This is a genomic window from Polaromonas sp. Polasp52 (genome assembly GCF_059491565.1).
Genome location: NZ_CP168513.1, coordinates 1,225,361 through 1,239,808 on the forward strand (window position 1 = coordinate 1,225,361; position 14,448 = coordinate 1,239,808).

At 64.6% G+C, this 14,448-nt stretch carries 20 protein-coding genes; 8 read left to right on the forward strand and 12 right to left on the reverse strand.

Annotated features, from left to right (window positions below):
- Nucleotides 1-111 precede the first annotated feature (111 nt).
- Nucleotides 112-492 (forward strand): response regulator, encoded by a 381-nt coding sequence (locus tag ACEN9P_RS05735; RefSeq protein WP_074577977.1) that lies wholly within the window; start codon nucleotides 112-114, stop codon nucleotides 490-492.
- Nucleotides 493-494: 2 nt separating this feature from the next.
- Here ACEN9P_RS05735 and ACEN9P_RS05740 read toward each other — a convergent pair whose 3' ends face one another.
- Entirely contained in the window at nucleotides 495-1,127 is a 633-nt protein-coding gene (locus tag ACEN9P_RS05740) for a response regulator (RefSeq protein ID WP_007867910.1), read from the reverse strand.
- Between the two features lie 129 nt (nucleotides 1,128-1,256).
- Between ACEN9P_RS05740 and ACEN9P_RS05745 the strand changes: the two genes are divergently transcribed.
- The 7 genes from ACEN9P_RS05745 (at nucleotide 1,257) to ACEN9P_RS05775 (ending at nucleotide 5,289) form a co-directional block, all read left to right on the forward strand.
- Nucleotides 1,257-2,597 (forward strand): sensor histidine kinase, encoded by a 1,341-nt coding sequence (locus ACEN9P_RS05745; RefSeq protein WP_477661121.1) that lies wholly within the window; start codon nucleotides 1,257-1,259, stop codon nucleotides 2,595-2,597.
- A gap of 184 nt (nucleotides 2,598-2,781) precedes the next feature.
- Nucleotides 2,782-2,946: a DUF1328 domain-containing protein gene (locus ACEN9P_RS05750; RefSeq protein WP_007867921.1), complete on the forward strand. Its 165-nt coding sequence runs from the start codon at nucleotides 2,782-2,784 to the stop codon at nucleotides 2,944-2,946.
- A gap of 111 nt (nucleotides 2,947-3,057) precedes the next feature.
- Entirely contained in the window at nucleotides 3,058-3,444 is a 387-nt protein-coding gene (locus tag ACEN9P_RS05755) for a hypothetical protein (RefSeq protein WP_074577975.1), read from the forward strand.
- A 35-nt stretch (nucleotides 3,445-3,479) separates the two neighbouring features.
- Nucleotides 3,480-3,845, forward strand: coding sequence for a phage holin family protein (locus ACEN9P_RS05760; RefSeq protein ID WP_477661119.1), 366 nt, complete (start codon nucleotides 3,480-3,482; stop codon nucleotides 3,843-3,845).
- A gap of 22 nt (nucleotides 3,846-3,867) precedes the next feature.
- The gene (locus ACEN9P_RS05765; RefSeq protein WP_495621371.1) at nucleotides 3,868-4,323 is read left to right on the forward strand and encodes a hypothetical protein; all 456 of its coding nucleotides are present in this window, start codon (nucleotides 3,868-3,870) and stop codon (nucleotides 4,321-4,323) included.
- On the forward strand, nucleotides 4,320-4,880 hold the full coding sequence (locus ACEN9P_RS05770) for a ferritin-like domain-containing protein (RefSeq protein WP_477661117.1): 561 nt from the start codon (nucleotides 4,320-4,322) through the stop codon (nucleotides 4,878-4,880). The genes ACEN9P_RS05765 and ACEN9P_RS05770 overlap by 4 nt, the downstream gene beginning before the upstream one ends.
- 94 nt (nucleotides 4,881-4,974) lie before the next feature.
- On the forward strand, nucleotides 4,975-5,289 hold the full coding sequence (locus tag ACEN9P_RS05775; protein ID WP_074577971.1) for a BON domain-containing protein: 315 nt from the start codon (nucleotides 4,975-4,977) through the stop codon (nucleotides 5,287-5,289).
- Between the two features lie 102 nt (nucleotides 5,290-5,391).
- On the opposite strand, the gene ACEN9P_RS05780 is transcribed toward ACEN9P_RS05775, so the two are convergent.
- From ACEN9P_RS05780 to ACEN9P_RS05830, 11 genes are all read right to left on the reverse strand, one after another.
- Nucleotides 5,392-5,898 carry a BON domain-containing protein gene (locus ACEN9P_RS05780; protein WP_477661116.1) on the reverse strand — a complete coding sequence of 169 codons (507 nt, stop codon included), beginning with the start codon at nucleotides 5,896-5,898 and terminating at the stop codon, nucleotides 5,392-5,394.
- A gap of 156 nt (nucleotides 5,899-6,054) precedes the next feature.
- A complete protein-coding gene (locus tag ACEN9P_RS05785; protein ID WP_495622145.1) occupies nucleotides 6,055-6,549 on the reverse strand; it encodes a thermonuclease family protein in 495 nt (164 codons plus the stop codon).
- A 43-nt stretch (nucleotides 6,550-6,592) separates the two neighbouring features.
- Complete coding sequence (locus tag ACEN9P_RS05790; protein WP_477661114.1) at nucleotides 6,593-7,417, reverse strand: DUF429 domain-containing protein; 825 nt, start codon at nucleotides 7,415-7,417, stop codon at nucleotides 6,593-6,595.
- Nucleotides 7,418-7,432: 15 nt separating this feature from the next.
- Nucleotides 7,433-8,314 carry an EamA family transporter gene (locus ACEN9P_RS05795; protein WP_495621372.1) on the reverse strand — a complete coding sequence of 294 codons (882 nt, stop codon included), beginning with the start codon at nucleotides 8,312-8,314 and terminating at the stop codon, nucleotides 7,433-7,435.
- A 112-nt stretch (nucleotides 8,315-8,426) separates the two neighbouring features.
- On the reverse strand, nucleotides 8,427-8,849 hold the full coding sequence (locus ACEN9P_RS05800; protein WP_007867959.1) for a BLUF domain-containing protein: 423 nt from the start codon (nucleotides 8,847-8,849) through the stop codon (nucleotides 8,427-8,429).
- A gap of 2 nt (nucleotides 8,850-8,851) precedes the next feature.
- Nucleotides 8,852-9,574, reverse strand: a complete 723-nt coding sequence (gene folE / locus ACEN9P_RS05805; RefSeq protein ID WP_036838408.1) for a GTP cyclohydrolase I — start codon at nucleotides 9,572-9,574, stop codon at nucleotides 8,852-8,854.
- A gap of 134 nt (nucleotides 9,575-9,708) precedes the next feature.
- Nucleotides 9,709-10,929 carry a cardiolipin synthase ClsB gene (gene clsB / locus ACEN9P_RS05810; protein ID WP_495621373.1) on the reverse strand — a complete coding sequence of 407 codons (1,221 nt, stop codon included), beginning with the start codon at nucleotides 10,927-10,929 and terminating at the stop codon, nucleotides 9,709-9,711.
- Between the two features lie 136 nt (nucleotides 10,930-11,065).
- A complete protein-coding gene (gene nudB / locus ACEN9P_RS05815) occupies nucleotides 11,066-11,512 on the reverse strand; it encodes a dihydroneopterin triphosphate diphosphatase (protein WP_477661111.1) in 447 nt (148 codons plus the stop codon).
- Nucleotides 11,513-11,548: 36 nt separating this feature from the next.
- Nucleotides 11,549-13,348: an aspartate--tRNA ligase gene (gene aspS / locus ACEN9P_RS05820; protein WP_495621374.1), complete on the reverse strand. Its 1,800-nt coding sequence runs from the start codon at nucleotides 13,346-13,348 to the stop codon at nucleotides 11,549-11,551.
- Nucleotides 13,349-13,392: 44 nt separating this feature from the next.
- Nucleotides 13,393-14,034, reverse strand: coding sequence for a DUF502 domain-containing protein (locus ACEN9P_RS05825; RefSeq protein ID WP_495621375.1), 642 nt, complete (start codon nucleotides 14,032-14,034; stop codon nucleotides 13,393-13,395).
- Nucleotides 14,034-14,408 carry an FmdB family zinc ribbon protein gene (locus ACEN9P_RS05830; protein ID WP_495621376.1) on the reverse strand — a complete coding sequence of 125 codons (375 nt, stop codon included), beginning with the start codon at nucleotides 14,406-14,408 and terminating at the stop codon, nucleotides 14,034-14,036. The genes ACEN9P_RS05825 and ACEN9P_RS05830 overlap by 1 nt, the downstream gene beginning before the upstream one ends.
- Nucleotides 14,409-14,448 lie beyond the last annotated feature (40 nt).

The window sequence follows — 14,448 nt, forward strand, 5'->3', positions numbered from 1 at the left end:
CTGGCAGAATGGGCATGGGTTGAAGATACATTAGGAAACAAGAGACATTCGCATTTTTGGGACTTTCGTAATACTTCGAAAGCCACGCGGCCTCCCACCTGGACCTGAGCAGTGAGACTGAAAACGTACATCGTAGAAGACAATCCGACCATTCGCGAAAATCTGATCGGAACGCTGGAGGAGTTGGCACGCATTGATGCCGTGGGAACCGCAGAAACCGAAAACGAAGGCAAGGCCTGGCTGGCGGAAAACAGCGAGGACTGGGACCTGGCGATTGTTGACCTGTTTCTCAAACAAGGAAGCGGGCTGGGCGTGCTGGCCGCCTGCAGGGACCGCCCTTCACGGCAGAAAGTCGTGGTCCTGAGCAACTATGCCACCGCCGACATCCGCCAGCGCTGCACGCAACTCGGCGTCGACGCGGTGTTCGACAAATCCAACGAGATCGACGCCCTGGTGGACTATTGCATCCAGCAGAGCGCCGCCGCCGATTGAACTCAATCAATCAGCTTGTTCTTGAGCGCGTAGTAGGTCAGGTCGCTATTCGAGGAAAGGCTCATCTTTTCCATCACGCGGGTGCGGTAGGTGCTCACCGTTTTCACGCTCAGCGACAGCGCCTTGGCAATGTCGCCCGCCGTCTCGCCCTTGGCCAGTTTCAGGAAAACCTGGAACTCCCGCTCGGACAACTGCTCGTGCGAAGCCACGTCGTTGGGCCGGTTCAGTTGCTGCGCCAGCAGCTCCGCCACCGCCGGGGTGATGTAGCGCTTGCCCAGCGAGATCACGCGGATCGCGTCGACAATCTCGGAAGGGTCGCACTCCTTGTTGAGGTAGCCGCTGGCGCCCTGGCGGATCAGGTTGACGGCATAGTGCTCCTCGGGGTAGCCGCTGAGAATGAGAATGCCGACATCGGGCGCCTTCGCGCGGATCATGGCCAGCGCGTCGATGCCGCTTTGGCCCGGCATGGACAAATCCATGACGAGGATGTCGAGTTCGACATTGCGAACCAGGTCAATGGCCTCGCGGCCGCTGCCGGCCTCGCCGACGACGCGCAAGTCGACCTGGTCCGAGAAAAACTGCTTGAGCCCCGAACGCACAATGGCGTGGTCGTCCACAATTCCGATTTTGATCATGTCGCTGTCTTCCTATAAAGCTGCAAGCCGGCAACGCCGTGAAAAGAGAAGCCTTGAACTGGCGCCTGCTTTAATTTTCAGCACCCATTATTGACGAATTCTTCACCGAAGTACCAAACGGAGTTTGCCGTGAAAGCATTTGCGATACCCAGAATGGCCATCAGCCTGCCTTTGGCGGTGCTGGCCGCCGCCTTCCTCATCTTCATCAATGAGGCGAGTTTCCGCAAGTCTACCGAAGCGGCGGCCAGCATTGAAGAGGCGCAGCAGACCCGCGGCGCCATCAACAAGCTGCTGCAGCACATGCTGGACGCGGAAACCGGCCAGCGGGGCTACCTGCTGACGGGCGACGCGCGCTACCTGGAGCCCTACAACGCCGCGCTGGCCGACATCGACCACAACCTGGACACGCTGCGCCAGCTGTTCACGCCTTATCGGGAGCAGCTCGCGGAGTTCGGCCAGATGTCGCGGCACGTTTCCCGCAAGCTGGCCGAAATGGACCTGAGCGTTCGCATGCGCAAGGAGGGCAATGAGGATGCCTGGAAGTTCGTGCTGACCACGGACGTCGGCAAGGAGCACATGGAGGCCATCCGCGAGCAGTCCGCCAGGCTGGCTGCCAGCAGCGTCAGCAAAATGGAGCAGGGGCAGGACCAGATCCGGCGCTCGCTGCAGCTGTCGCGCATCGGGGTGGCCACCGTGGCGCTGGCGGGTTTGCTGGCCTTCTACATGTACCTGCTGCAGACCAAGGCCTTGCTGGCTTCCGGCCGGCGCGAGCAGGAATCCCTGCAGCGCGAGCGGGACTTCCTCGAGGTGCAGGTGCGTGAGCGCACCGCCAACCTGGCCGAGCTGGCCACCCACCTGCAGAATGTGCGCGAGGACGAACGCGGCCACCTGGCGCGCGAACTGCACGACGAGCTGGGCGCGCTGCTGACCGCGGCCAAGCTCGACGTGGCGCGTTTGAAGTCGCGCCTGGCGGGCAGCATGCCGGAAGCGGTGGAGAGGCTCACGCACCTGACCAACACGCTCAACAGCGGCATCGCGCTCAAGCGGCGCATCGTGGAAGACCTGCGCCCGTCCTCGCTGTCGCACCTGGGCCTGGTGGCCTCGCTGGAAATCCTGGGGCGCGAGTTCGAGGAACGCTCGGGCCTGACCATCACCACCGACCTGGAGCCCGTCGAAATCGGCGGCTCCGCGCAACTGACCGTCTACCGCCTGGTGCAGGAGTCGCTGACCAACATCGGCAAATACGCGGAAGCCAAGCAGGCCGAGATCAGCCTGCATAACTTCGACAGCTACATCACCGTCGAGGTCAAGGACGACGGCAAGGGTTTCAAGGTCGGCAGCGTGGGCGCGGGCAGCCATGGGCTGGCCGGCATGCGGCACCGCGTGGAAGCCGCGGGCGGCCGCCTCACGGTCACCAGCGCCGAGGGCGAGGGCACGCGCATTTCCGCCGTGCTGCCGAAGACGCGCTGAGATGCGCGTGCGCCTCGCGAGCGGCGTAACAAAATGTCGGCCCCCTCCTACAGGGCGTGGCCATTCGAACTGACACAGGCACACGTCCGCAGCCGATGAGGCCATCCCGGGACGCTCTCTAAGCTTGGCTCAAGGCCGCTTCAATCGAAGCAAGGGCCATCCACCCCGGAGCAAGGAGCCTCAGATGTTGCACTATTCCGTCGTTTTTCTCGTGATCGCGCTGATCGCCGCCGTGTTCGGTTTCGGCGGCATCGCGGCCGGCGCCGTCGAGATCGCCAAGATCCTGTTCTTCATTTTTGCCGTGATGGCCGTCGTGAGTTTTGTCATCAGCCTGTTGCGCAAGAACTGACGGCCTCGCGTTTCTCCGAAGGCCTCCCGCATGAGCCGCGTCACCCGGTGACCCGGCTTTTGTTTTCCCTTCTTCTTTTTAATGCTTCCCCTCAAACCACCAAGGACCGCCATGAATTCCCAGACCGCCGCCAATACCGCACGCCAAGCCTCCGATGAACTGCTGCAGACCGCCGAGAAAGCCGTGGGCAGCACCCGCAGCTATGCCAACGAAGCCCTCGACAAAGCAGAAAGCAAGGTGCGCGACCTGCGGGGCAGCGTCGACCCCGTGGTCGACATGTTGGCCTCCAAGGCCCAGCACCTGGCACGCCAGAGCCTGGACATCGCAGCCGAAGCCAAGGACCGCGCACAGCGCTCACTGTCCAACGCCGCGGGCGCAACCTCGCGCTATGTCGCCGACCAGCCCCTGCGCTCGGTGCTGATCGCCGCGGCGGTAGGCGCGGGCGTCGCGCTGCTGATTTCCTCGGCACGCCACCACCGCCAGCAGAACCGCTACTGAGCCACCGCGACACAGGCCAACACAAGCACCCCGCCATGCTCCATCCCCTTTTCTCCACCATCGTGCAGCGGCCCGACCTGGTCGTGGACCACTTGTCGGCCTATGCGGCGCTGTTCCAGGAAGAAGCTTCCGAGGCCGGCTCCGAATTGCTGGCGCGTGCCGTGGCTTGGGCGGTGGCCGTCGTGGCGGCCGCCGTCTTCCTGGGCCTGGCGGGCACGGCCGTGATGCTGGGGATGCTGCATAACCAGTTTCACTGGGCACTGGTGGTGGTGCCGGGCATTGCGCTGGCCATCCTGGCCATTGCCATGCTGCGGGCGCGCAAGCCTCTTTCCTCGGAGCGCTTTCCCGAACTGAAGGCGCAGATCGACAGTGACGCCAATGCCTTGCGCATGGCCGCCTGAACAGCGCCACCCAGACCACACCATGACCGCTCTCTCCCAACTCACCCAGCCCACGCCGCAGGAAAGGCTGGCCAGCAGCCGCAAGGCCATCGTCAGGCATATGAACCGCGACAAGCTGTCCCATGATGAGCAGGAACAGTCCGCGCGGCATGGTGAAGAAGGCCCGCAGCATGCCGGGGGCGGAACCTGGAGCTTCATCAAGCACGCGCTGGGCGCCTGGTGGCAGCACCACCCCGTGAGCGCCGCGTTCAGCCTGGCGCGGCCGGTCCTGGACCAATACGCCAGGGAAAAACCGCTGCAGCTGCTGGGCATCGCCGCCGTGGCGGGCGCCGCGGCCGTGGCCTTCAAGCCCTGGCGGCTGGTGTCCCTGGGCAGTGTGCTGCTGGCCACGCTCAAGTCGTCGGAGATCTCCGGCGCCCTGCTGTCCATGCTTTCCCACCCGGCGCAGGACAACCAACAGACACAGAGGACACCATGAACACCCCCGCCATTTCCAAACGCCCCACCGCAACCTCCGGCGAACTGGTGCTTGACGAAACCGGCCTGGACGCGGCCCGCAAGAGCCTGGCCGACGGCGCCATCACACCGGCCTACGGGCCGCACCGCGATGCCATCGTCAAGCTGCTCAACGACGCGTTGGCCACCGAGCTGGTCTGCGTGCTGCGCTACAAACGCCACTATTTCATGGCCAGCGGCCTGTCCTCACCCGCCATCGCGGATGAATTCCTGGTGCACGCGAACGAAGAATCCGGGCATGCGGACCGCATCGCCCGGCGCATCGTGCAACTGGGCGGCGAGCCTGATTTTTCGCCCGGCACGCTGCAGCAGCGCAGCCATGCCGACTACGACGAGTCGAACGACCTCAAGACCATGGTGCGCGTCAACCTGGTCGCCGAGCGCATCGCGGTGGAGACCTACCGCCAGATGATCGCGCTGATCGGCGACAAGGACCCGACGACGCGGCGCATGCTCGAGGACGTTCTTGCCGACGAGGAAGAACATGCCGACGAGCTCAAGGACTGGCTCGAAAAATAAACGATGACCGCAGGCCTGTGGGCGTGGTGCCGTCCACAGGCAGGCTTTTTCAACCTTGCACCAAAACCATGAAACCAACACAAGAGGAAACAATATGAAATACGCTCGCGCAATTGCATTCGCCGCCCTGGCAGGCATCACCATCATTGGCAGCGGCTGCGCTGTCGGGCGTGGCCAGGAAACTGCCGGCGCCTATGTCGACGATGCCGCCATCACGACGTCCGTGAAGGCGAAATTCGTCGAGGACAAAACCGTGGCGGCATCCTCCATCAAGGTGGAAACGCTCAACGGCACCGTCCAGCTGTCCGGCTTCGCCAAATCCGCCGCGGAAAAAGCCCAGGCTGAAAACATCGCCCGCAACGTGAAGAACGTCAAGGCCGTTCGCAACGACATCGTCGTTCGCCCGTAAACGGGTAACCCCTATGCCACCGCAAGGTGGCTGCAAAAAGGCAGGCATGGGATTTCCCATGGCCTGCCTTTTTCACGTCCGGGCTCGCGGCCTCTACGGCCTCTAGCCGGCAGCCTTGACCTCGAGTTTGTTGTCCACCGATTTGACGCCCTTGACCGCCTTGGCCAGGTCGGCGGCCTTGTCGCGGGCGGCCGACGTGGGCGCGGAGCCCTTGAGGGTCACGGCGCCGTCACGGGTGTCCACATTGATCTTGAGCACGCTCAGATCGGGATCTTTCGCGAAGCCCGCGGTGACGGTGGTGGTGATGGTGAGGTCGTCGATTTTTTCACCGGCCTTGGCGGCCATGTCCTTGCCGGAAGACTCGGCGCTCTGGGTCGCGTTTTTCACCGCGGCGCCGACACTGGCCATCTCACTCTCGGCCTTGGCTTTGGCCCGGGCGGCGGCATCTTCGGTTTTCGCAATGGCCGAGTCGAGTTGCTGGCCGGCGGTTTTTCCCTCGTCCTGCTTGTTGCAGGCCGACAAGGCCAGCGCCAGGGATGCCGCGACCAGGACGGCCAGCGGCCGCAGGGCATGGCTCGCATGCGAGGGATTCAGAAGGATGGAAATCATGGTGGCTCCTTATCGGGATGTGAGGGGCCCGGCCTGAACGGCCGGGCGCAAGAAAGCGGCGAAGCGGCGTTCGCGCACATTCACTCTAGCCAGATGGCCCGCTGCCGCACATCGGTACCGGCTGAAACAGCCGTAGGACAAGGGGCAGCGCCCTTGTTAGCGGCAGCTGCCGTGCCGTTTGCGGAATTGCGCGGGATACACCGGCGGCGCGGCGTGCGACGGCGAGAAAATTCCCAGCCCCGCGGCCCTGGCCTGCCGCTGCTGCGCGGCGTAGGGGCCGGCGTTGCCCCGGTTGCGGTAAGACCAGGCCAGGCCCTGCGCCACCATCCAGCGGCCCGTGTCTTCGCCTTTGAAGCTGATCTTCGCCAGCAGGCGGCCATAGTCGTCATGCTGCCGCCCGTGCACAGCCACACGCTGGCCCAGCAGCTTGCGCATCAGCGCGTCGCGCGAGGCGGTGCCGCCGGCCTGGCAGATTTCAGGCGCGTCTATGCCGCTGATGCGAACGCTGACGGGCTTGCCGCCGCCGGGCCGCCGCACCCTCACGGTGTCGCCGTCGACCACATAAGTCACCACGCCGGACCAGGCGCTTGGTGTGGACTTGGCTTGGGAAGATGCCTGCACGGGAAGCCACGCGCCCAGCAGCGCGGCCATCACGAGAGTTCTGGAAAAGAAAACCATCGCGTAAAGAGAGCGGTCAGGCCGTGACAATCCAGCCTTCCAGCGGGTCCATCTCCAGCGGCAGACCGTAGCGCGGCGCGCCCTGCCGCTGCGCCCAGGCCGCCTGCATCAGGCACAGCACGGCATCCAGGCTGTCGCCGCTGGCGTCGTCGGCCAGCGCGTCGCGCTGGGCATGGCTGACTTTGAGGCGCAGCCCCAGCCGGGTTTGCCCGTTTTCCAGCGCGGTGATCAGGTCCTTGCGCGCGATCAGCCGTTCCGGCGTCTGCTTGGCCTTGTCGTCGCTTTTGTAAGAGCGGCCGCCTAGCACTTCGCGCGCCAGCAGCCCCGGGTAGCCCTCGAGCGCGACGCGGCGAATGTCGCCGTCGTGCAGGCCGGGCAGGTGCACGCCGGCCGCCAGCAGCCGCGGCACACCCGCATGCAGCATATAGGCCACCGGCGGGTTGACCCATTTCATCGAGGGGCTGGAGCCGGCCGGCCCGTCGGTGGCGCGATGGGCAAACTTCGCGCCGGCGGGGCGCGCATCACAAAACGCGGCAAAGGCTTGCCGGATATCGGCGCGGCTCAGCACGGCGTAATGCGCCATCAGCGCGGGCCAGGCAAGGGGCCAGCCGAGATGCGCCACCAGTTCACGCGGCAGGCCGAAGGGAAAATCGAAAGCGCCCAGCCAGCCGGCAGTCTGGCGCAGCCAAACCTCAAAAGCGTCCAGCGATTCAAAGCGCTCCAGTTTCGCCAGTTGGACCCGCCCGTTTGCACTGGTTCCGCAGGCCAGGACAATGGGTTTCCTGCGCGTCGGAACGCTGGAAAAATCGCACCCAACCAGTAACGGCGTCTCAAGCGGCATGGCGGTATTTTGCTGTCAACCCAACGCAAGTGCCATCACGCCCGCGGCAATCAGGGCAGCACCCAGCAGCCGCTGCAGGCGGTCGCCTTCGCCGAGCAAATGCCCGCCGATCAGTGCGGCAAACAGCATGGAAACTTCACGCGCCGGCGCCACATGCGACAGCGGCGCCACCTGCATGGCATACAGCACCAGCACATAAGAGACCGGGCTGATGGCGCCGACCATCAGCGCGTACTTCCACTGCCGGCGCCACAGCGTGGCTGCAGCTGGCCGGTCACGCAGCACAGCAGGCGCGAGCACAGCCACCCGCACAAAATTGCCCAGATAATCAATCAGGATGGGCGACATCAGCAAGAACCTCACGCCGTACCCATCCACCACGGTGTAGCTGGCAATGAAGGCGCCTGTGAGCAGGCCGTAAACCATGCCTTTGTGCACGCGGCGGCGCTGCGCCGGGTCATGCGCCGCACGCAGCAGGCCAGGCCCGCCCGCAATCAGGAACACGCCGCCCACCACACCGACAATGCCGGCCACGCCTACGGCGGAAATCTGCTCGCCCAACAAGGTGATGGCCACCAGCGAGGACAACAGGGGCCCGGAGCCGCGCGCCAGCGGGTAAACCACAGTCAGATCGGCTTTTCGGTAGCCGCGCAGCAAAACCACGTAATACAGCACGTGCAGCACACCGCTGACCGCAACAACGATCCACTCGGTCCAGCCCCAGCGGGGCAACTCCCCCCAGCTGGCCCACAGGCCAACCGGCGCCCAGATCAACATCATCATCACGCTGGTGAAAAAGGCAAAACGGGCATCGCCTCCCGCCTTTTTGGCGGCAATGTTCCAGCTGGCGTGAATCAGGCCGGCGAGAACAATCAGGGCAAGGGCGGAAAGCGGCACCGGTCAAGCTGGCGTATAAAAGCACGCCGCAAGGCGCAGCGGCCCCTCTTCCTCGAAGCCAGGGGCAACGACTGCCGCAGGCTCGAAGCGCCGGAGCGTGGGGGTCATCTATTCAAACGCGCCCGCAGATGGAGGCGGTGGCCATCAGGTCTTCGAGCAGCGCGTAGGACACCTTGCCGGAGACGGAATAGGGATCGAGCTCGGCCTTCTCGGAATACTTCAGCAGGATGGAATGGTTGAGCTTGGAGAGGTTGACCTGCCCCATGGTCCAGCCGCCGAAGCGCCGCTCGGAGATTTCCTCGAAGTGCAGCAGCACCACGTCCTTGTGGCGGGCGTCCTGCTGGATGTGGCCGAACAGGTCGCTGACCGCCATGCGCCCGCCTTCGATGGCCTGCAGGAAGATGCCGCCGCCGTAGCAGAGGATGCCGGTGATGCCGGTGGCCGGGTTGTGCTGGCGCGACTGCGACAGGATGCCCTCGATGGCTTCGGGGCTGGTGTCGACCGCGCGGCTTGCGTAAAGTAAACGTACGAGCATGCTTAGCCTTTTTGCGGAATCAGTGCGAGGAATTCGCGGCGCAAGGTCGAGTCTTTCAGGAACACGCCGCGCATCACCGAGTTGATCATCTTGCTGTCCATGTCTTTCACGCCGCGCCAGGCCATGCAGTAGTGGCTGGCTTCCATCACGATGGCCAGGCCGTCGGGCTGGGTTTTTTCCATGATGAGGTCGGCCAGCTGCACCACGGCCTCTTCCTGGATTTGCGGGCGGCCCATGACCCATTCGGCCAGGCGCGCGTATTTGGACAGGCCGATCACATTGGTGTGCTCATTGGGCAGCACACCTATCCAGATCTTGCCGATAACCGGGCAGAAATGGTGGGAGCAGGCGCTGCGCACCGTGATGGGCCCGACGATCATGAGCTCGTTGAGGTGCTCGGCGTTGGGAAACTCGGTGATGGTGGGTGAGGCCACGTAGCGGCCCTTGAACACCTCGTTGAGGTACATCTTGGCCACGCGGCGCGCGGTGTTGTTGGTGTTGTGGTCGCCGGCGGTGTCTATCACCAGGCTGTCGAGCACGCCTTGCATCTTGCCCTCGACTTCGTCCAGCAGCTTTTCGAGCTCTCCGGGCTGGATGAACTGGGCGATGTTGTCATTGGCGTGAAAGCGCTTGCGCGCCAGGGCCAGCCGTTCGCGGATCTTGACGGAAACGGGCGTACCCTCGCCGGTCGCGTCCTGGGGGGGCGTGTCGGATTTCATAAGCATGCCAGATATTACCAGCCCGCCCCGGCGCCGTCTTGTCCGGAATTTAACAGGGTCTTTGGTCTTTTACCCTTTCCGTACGGGCGCAAGCCGCTATTAATTTAATAGCGACCTGATCAAATTGGGGCTTCGGGGCCTCAATAGCGCTGGCCCGCCACCAGCAGCGCCAGCCGCACCAGGGCATACGCCCCCCAGCCCCGCAGCCGCTGGCCCAGGGGGCGGTGGCTGTGGGCGGCCGGGTCCATGCGCCGCCCCTGCTTGACCATGGCATCGCGCAAAATGCCCGCCAGGCCTTCGGCAAAGGCCTTGTCCTCGACCACCACATTGGCTTCCCGGGCCAGCAGCAGGCTCAAGGGATCGAGGTTGGACGAGCCCACGGTGGCCCAGTGCCCGTCCACCACGGCCACCTTGGCGTGCAGAAAGCCGGCCTCGTATTCATGGATCTCCACACCCGCCGCCAGCAGGACGCCGTAGACGGGCCGGGCCGCGTGGTACTGCATGAAGTACTCGTAGCGGCCCTGCAGCAGCAAGGTGACGCGCACGCCGCGCCGCGCTGCGCCTATCAGGGCGCGCCGCAGCTTGCGCCCCGGCAGGAAGTAGGCGTTGGCGATGATGATCTCGTGGTGCGCCTTGCCTATGGCCTTGCGGTAAGCGCGCTCTATGCTGCTGCGGTTGCGCAGGTTGTCGCGCAGCACCAGCGCCGCCCTGGGGCCGGCGCCGTTGCCCGCGGCGGGCGGCGTGGCGCCGGTGCGCCCGCCGTAACCCGCCGCCTTGAACTTCTCCCAGGCCGCGTTCATGTGCCGCTGCCGCGCGCTGTAGCCCGCCTGCACGCGCCACCACAGCAGCGCCATGGCATCGGCGGCTTCCAGCGCCAGCGGCCCGGTGGCGGCCACGGCGAAATCGAGGCGCGGCGCCTGGAGCTCGCCATGGTTGGGATCGTAAAAATCGTCGAGCACATTGATACCGCCGCAAAACACCGTGTGCTGGTCGACGACGCACAGCTTGCGGTGCAGGCGGCGCCAGCGCTCCGGCACCAGCAGGCCCAGGCCGCTCAGACCCGTGCCCAGGGGAGAATAGACGCACCAGTCGACTTTGGCCTGCACGAATTTTTCGCGCCATTCGGCCGGCAGCGGGCTGGTGCCTATGCCGTCCACCAGCACCTGCACCGTCACGCCGCGGCCGGCGGCGCGCACCAGTGCGTCGGCCACCTGCGCCCCGGCGCCGTGAAAATCGAAAATATAGGACTCCAGCTGGACCCAGCTATGCGCCGCGTCCAGCGCCTGGACCAAGGCGGGGAAAAAGTCCCGCCCGCCCTGGAGCAGCTGCAGCGCGCCGGTCTTGTGGAGGGGATACAGCATGGGCGGTGGCGTTCGTCCCTGTGCGAATGAGGAGATGGGCGTGGGGTCCGTCCCATTTAAACCGAGCGGCCGGTGTTTGCCAATCCCGTGAAACGCCAACTCACAAAGTGTTGCGCCTGCGCGCGGCCCTCACGGCTCAGGCCATGAATTGCGGCAGCAACAGCACCGCCTCGGCATTCGAGGGCGAAAAGCACAGGTCGGCCGCCGCGTGGAGCGGCAGCCATTGCCAGGCGGTGTGCTCTTTCGGGTTGAGCCTGACATCGCAGGCCTCGGGCAGGCACAGGCTGAAAACGTGCTCGGTATTGCGGGTCACGCCGGGCGCATAACGATGGCGCCAGACCGGGTAGATCTCGTAGACGTTGGCAAGGCCCCAGTCGCGAAACTGCGCCGGCAGGGCCGCAATGCCCGTCTCCTCAAGCACCTCGCGCATGGCGGTCTCCAGCAAGGGCTCGTCCACCCTGTCCTTGGACCCCGTCACGCTTTGCCAGAAGCCGGGATTGCCGGCGCGCTCTATCAGCAGCACCTCGCGCTGCGGCGTGTGGATGACGACCAGCACCGACTCGGGGATCTTGAACGGCTTCAAGGCATCCCCTTTCGCGCTGGCCGTGCGGCGCGCCGTTTAGACCGGGTTGCGCAGGCGGATGTGCAGCTCGCGCAACTGCTTTTCGTCCACCGGGCTGGGCGCATGCGTGAGCAAGTCCTGCGCGCGCTGGGTTTTCGGGAAGGCGATCACGTCGCGGATCGACTCGGCACCGGTCATCATGGTGACGATGCGGTCCAGGCCAAAGGCCAGGCCGCCGTGCGGCGGCGCGCCGTACTGCAGCGCGTCCAGCAGGAAGCCGAACTTCTGCTGGGCTTCTTCAGGACCGATCTTCAGCGCGCTGAACACCTTGCTCTGCACCTCGGCGCGGTGGATACGCACCGAGCCGCCGCCCAGTTCCCAGCCGTTGAGCACCATGTCGTAGGCCTTGGCGATGCAGCGGCCCGGGTCGGTGTCCATCCAGTCCTCATGGCCGTCCTTGGGCGCGGTGAAGGGATGGTGCACGGCGCTCCAGCGCTGGCCGTCCTCGTCGAATTCGAACATCGGAAAGTCCACCACCCACAGCGGCTTCCAGCCCTTGGTGAACAGGCCGGTCTTTTTGCCGAAGTCGCTGTGGCCGATCTTCAGGCGCAGCGCGCCAATGCTGTCGTTGACGATCTTGGCCTTGTCGGCGCCGAAGAAAATGATGTCGCCGTTCTGCGCGCCCGTGCGCTTGAGGATTTCGGCAATGGCGGCATCGTGGATGTTCTTGACGATGGGGCTTTGCAGGCCCTCGCGGCCCTTGGCGGCGTCGTTGACCTTGATCCAGGCTAGGCCCTTGGCGCCGTAGATCTTGACGAACTCGGTGTAGCCGTCGATCTCGCCGCGGCTCATCTCGGAGCCGCCGGGCACGCGCAGGGCCACTACGCGGCCGCCCGCCGTCGTGGCCGGCGCGCTGAAGACCTTGAAGTCCACGTCGGCCATGACGTCGGTCAGCTCGGTGAACTCGAGGTTCACGCGCAGGTCGGGCTTGTCGGAGCCGAAGCGGTGCATGGCGTCGGCATAGGCCATGACGGGGAACTCGCCCAGGTCGGTGTTCAGCACGGTCTTGAAGATGCTGCTGATCATGCCCTGGAACAGGTCGCGGATGTCCTGCTCGCCCATGAACGAGGTTTCAATATCGATCTGCGTAAATTCGGGCTGGCGGTCGGCGCGCAGGTCTTCGTCGCGAAAGCACTTGGTGATCTGGTAGTAGCGGTCGAAGCCGGACACCATGAGCAGCTGCTTGAACAGCTGCGGGCTTTGCGGCAGCGCGAAGAACATGCCTTCGTTGACGCGGCTTGGCACTAGGTAGTCGCGCGCGCCTTCGGGCGTGCTCTTGGTCAGCATCGGCGTTTCAATGTCGATGAAGCCGTTGGCGTCGAGGAACTTGCGCGTTTCCATGGCCACGCGGTAGCGCAGCATCAGGTTGTTCTGCATGTAGGGGCGGCGCAGGTCCAGCACGCGGTGCGTGAGGCGCGTCGTCTCCGACAGGTTGTCGTCGTCGAGCTGGAAGGGCGGCGTCACGCTGGGGTTCAGCACGATCAGCTCGTGGCACAGCACCTCGATCTTTCCGCTCTTGAGGTTGTCGTTGGTGGTGCCGTCGGGGCGGGCCCGCACCACGCCCTTGACTTGAACACAGAACTCGTTGCGCACGCCTTCGGCGGTCTTGAACATGTCGGCCCGGTCCGGGTCGCAAACCACCTGCACATAACCTTCGCGGTCGCGCAGGTCGATGAAGATGACGCCGCCGTGGTCGCGCCGGCGGTTGACCCAGCCGCACAGGCTCACGGTCTGGCCCATGAGGCTCTCGGTCACCAGACCGCAATAGTGGGAACGCATTTGGGAAACGATGGCCATAAAAATACTCGAACTTTCAGCGCTTTTGGGGCAGTTGTCGCCGTTTAAAGGGGAGGGGTCAGGGGTAGGGTCGCGGGCAGCGGCGCAGGTTTTGAGGGCACCACGACACCCATGGAAATCACGTAGGTCAGGGCTTCATCGACGCTCATCTTGAGCTCGATGCAGTCACTTTTTTTCAGCATCACGAAGTAGCCGCCGGTGGGGTTGGGCGTGGTCGGAACGTAAACGCTCAGGTAGTCGCCCTGCAGGTGGTTGACCACGTCGCCGCCGGGCGTGCCGGTGAGAAAACCTATGGTCCAGACGCCCTCACGCGGCCACTGCACCAGCAGGGCCTTGCGAAAGGCGTTGCCGTTTTCCGAGAACACCGTGTCGGAGACCTGCTTCACGCTCGAGTAGATGGAACGGACGATGGGGATGCGGCTCAGGAAAGAGTTGCCCCAGCGCACCAGCTTCTTGCCGAAAAAATTGCTGGCGAAGGCGCCCATCAGCAGCACGATCAGCAGCATGAGCAGCACGCCGAAGCCGGGGATGTGAAAACCCAGCAGCTTGTCGGGGTGCCAGGCGCCCGGCAGGATCAACAGCGTCTGGTCCAGCGTGCCGACGATCCAGTCGAGCACCCACAGCGTGATCGCCAGGGGCACCAGCACCAGCAGTCCGGCCAGAAGCCATCGGCGAATGGAAGCCATCACGAGGAAGTCTTGGAAGAAGCATCGCCGGCCGAAGCCTTGGCGGGTGCGGCTGCCGCGGGAGCCGGCGCGGCTGCGGTGCTTGCCGGCGTGGCGGCCGCGGCATCGGCCGGCTTGCTGTCCGCGCCCTTGCCGTTGGCCGTGCCGGCTTCGCCGCCCTCAGTCTTGGGGGCGGCCACGCCCGTGCTGTTGCCGCCGCGAAAATCCGTCACATACCAGCCCGAGCCCTTGAGCTGGAAACCCGCGGCCGTGACCTGCTTTTTGAACGCGGGCGCGCCGCAGTTCGGGCACACGGTGAGCGGCGCATCGGAGATTTTTTGCAGAACGTCCTTGGCATGCCCGCAGGACTCGCATTTATAGGCGTAGATTGGCATAGTGCTTAAGGCTTTGAGGGGGTATTCCCGGGAATACCGG

Bases quoted from the DNA above. Each gene is read 5' to 3' on its own strand.
- ACEN9P_RS05755 (WP_074577975.1), top strand. From the start codon at position 3,058: ATGAATTCCCAGACCGCCGCCAATACCGCACGCCAAGCCTCCGATGAA.
- aspS (WP_495621374.1), bottom strand. From the start codon at position 13,348: ATGGCCATCGTTTCCCAAATGCGTTCCCACTATTGCGGTCTGGTGACC.
- ACEN9P_RS05825 (WP_495621375.1), bottom strand. From the start codon at position 14,034: ATGGCTTCCATTCGCCGATGGCTTCTGGCCGGACTGCTGGTGCTGGTG.
- ACEN9P_RS05765 (WP_495621371.1), top strand. From the start codon at position 3,868: ATGACCGCTCTCTCCCAACTCACCCAGCCCACGCCGCAGGAAAGGCTG.
- ACEN9P_RS05740 (WP_007867910.1), bottom strand. From the start codon at position 1,127: ATGATCAAAATCGGAATTGTGGACGACCACGCCATTGTGCGTTCGGGG.
- ACEN9P_RS05830 (WP_495621376.1), bottom strand. From the start codon at position 14,408: ATGCCAATCTACGCCTATAAATGCGAGTCCTGCGGGCATGCCAAGGAC.
- ACEN9P_RS05800 (WP_007867959.1), bottom strand. From the start codon at position 8,849: ATGCTCGTACGTTTACTTTACGCAAGCCGCGCGGTCGACACCAGCCCC.
- ACEN9P_RS05785 (WP_495622145.1), bottom strand. From the start codon at position 6,549: ATGGCCGCGCTGCTGGGCGCGTGGCTTCCCGTGCAGGCATCTTCCCAA.
- ACEN9P_RS05770 (WP_477661117.1), top strand. From the start codon at position 4,320: ATGAACACCCCCGCCATTTCCAAACGCCCCACCGCAACCTCCGGCGAA.
- ACEN9P_RS05760 (WP_477661119.1), top strand. From the start codon at position 3,480: ATGCTCCATCCCCTTTTCTCCACCATCGTGCAGCGGCCCGACCTGGTC.
- clsB (WP_495621373.1), bottom strand. From the start codon at position 10,929: ATGCTGTATCCCCTCCACAAGACCGGCGCGCTGCAGCTGCTCCAGGGC.
- ACEN9P_RS05790 (WP_477661114.1), bottom strand. From the start codon at position 7,417: ATGCCGCTTGAGACGCCGTTACTGGTTGGGTGCGATTTTTCCAGCGTT.
- folE (WP_036838408.1), bottom strand. From the start codon at position 9,574: ATGCTTATGAAATCCGACACGCCCCCCCAGGACGCGACCGGCGAGGGT.
- ACEN9P_RS05750 (WP_007867921.1), top strand. From the start codon at position 2,782: ATGTTGCACTATTCCGTCGTTTTTCTCGTGATCGCGCTGATCGCCGCC.
- ACEN9P_RS05775 (WP_074577971.1), top strand. From the start codon at position 4,975: ATGAAATACGCTCGCGCAATTGCATTCGCCGCCCTGGCAGGCATCACC.
- ACEN9P_RS05780 (WP_477661116.1), bottom strand. From the start codon at position 5,898: ATGATTTCCATCCTTCTGAATCCCTCGCATGCGAGCCATGCCCTGCGG.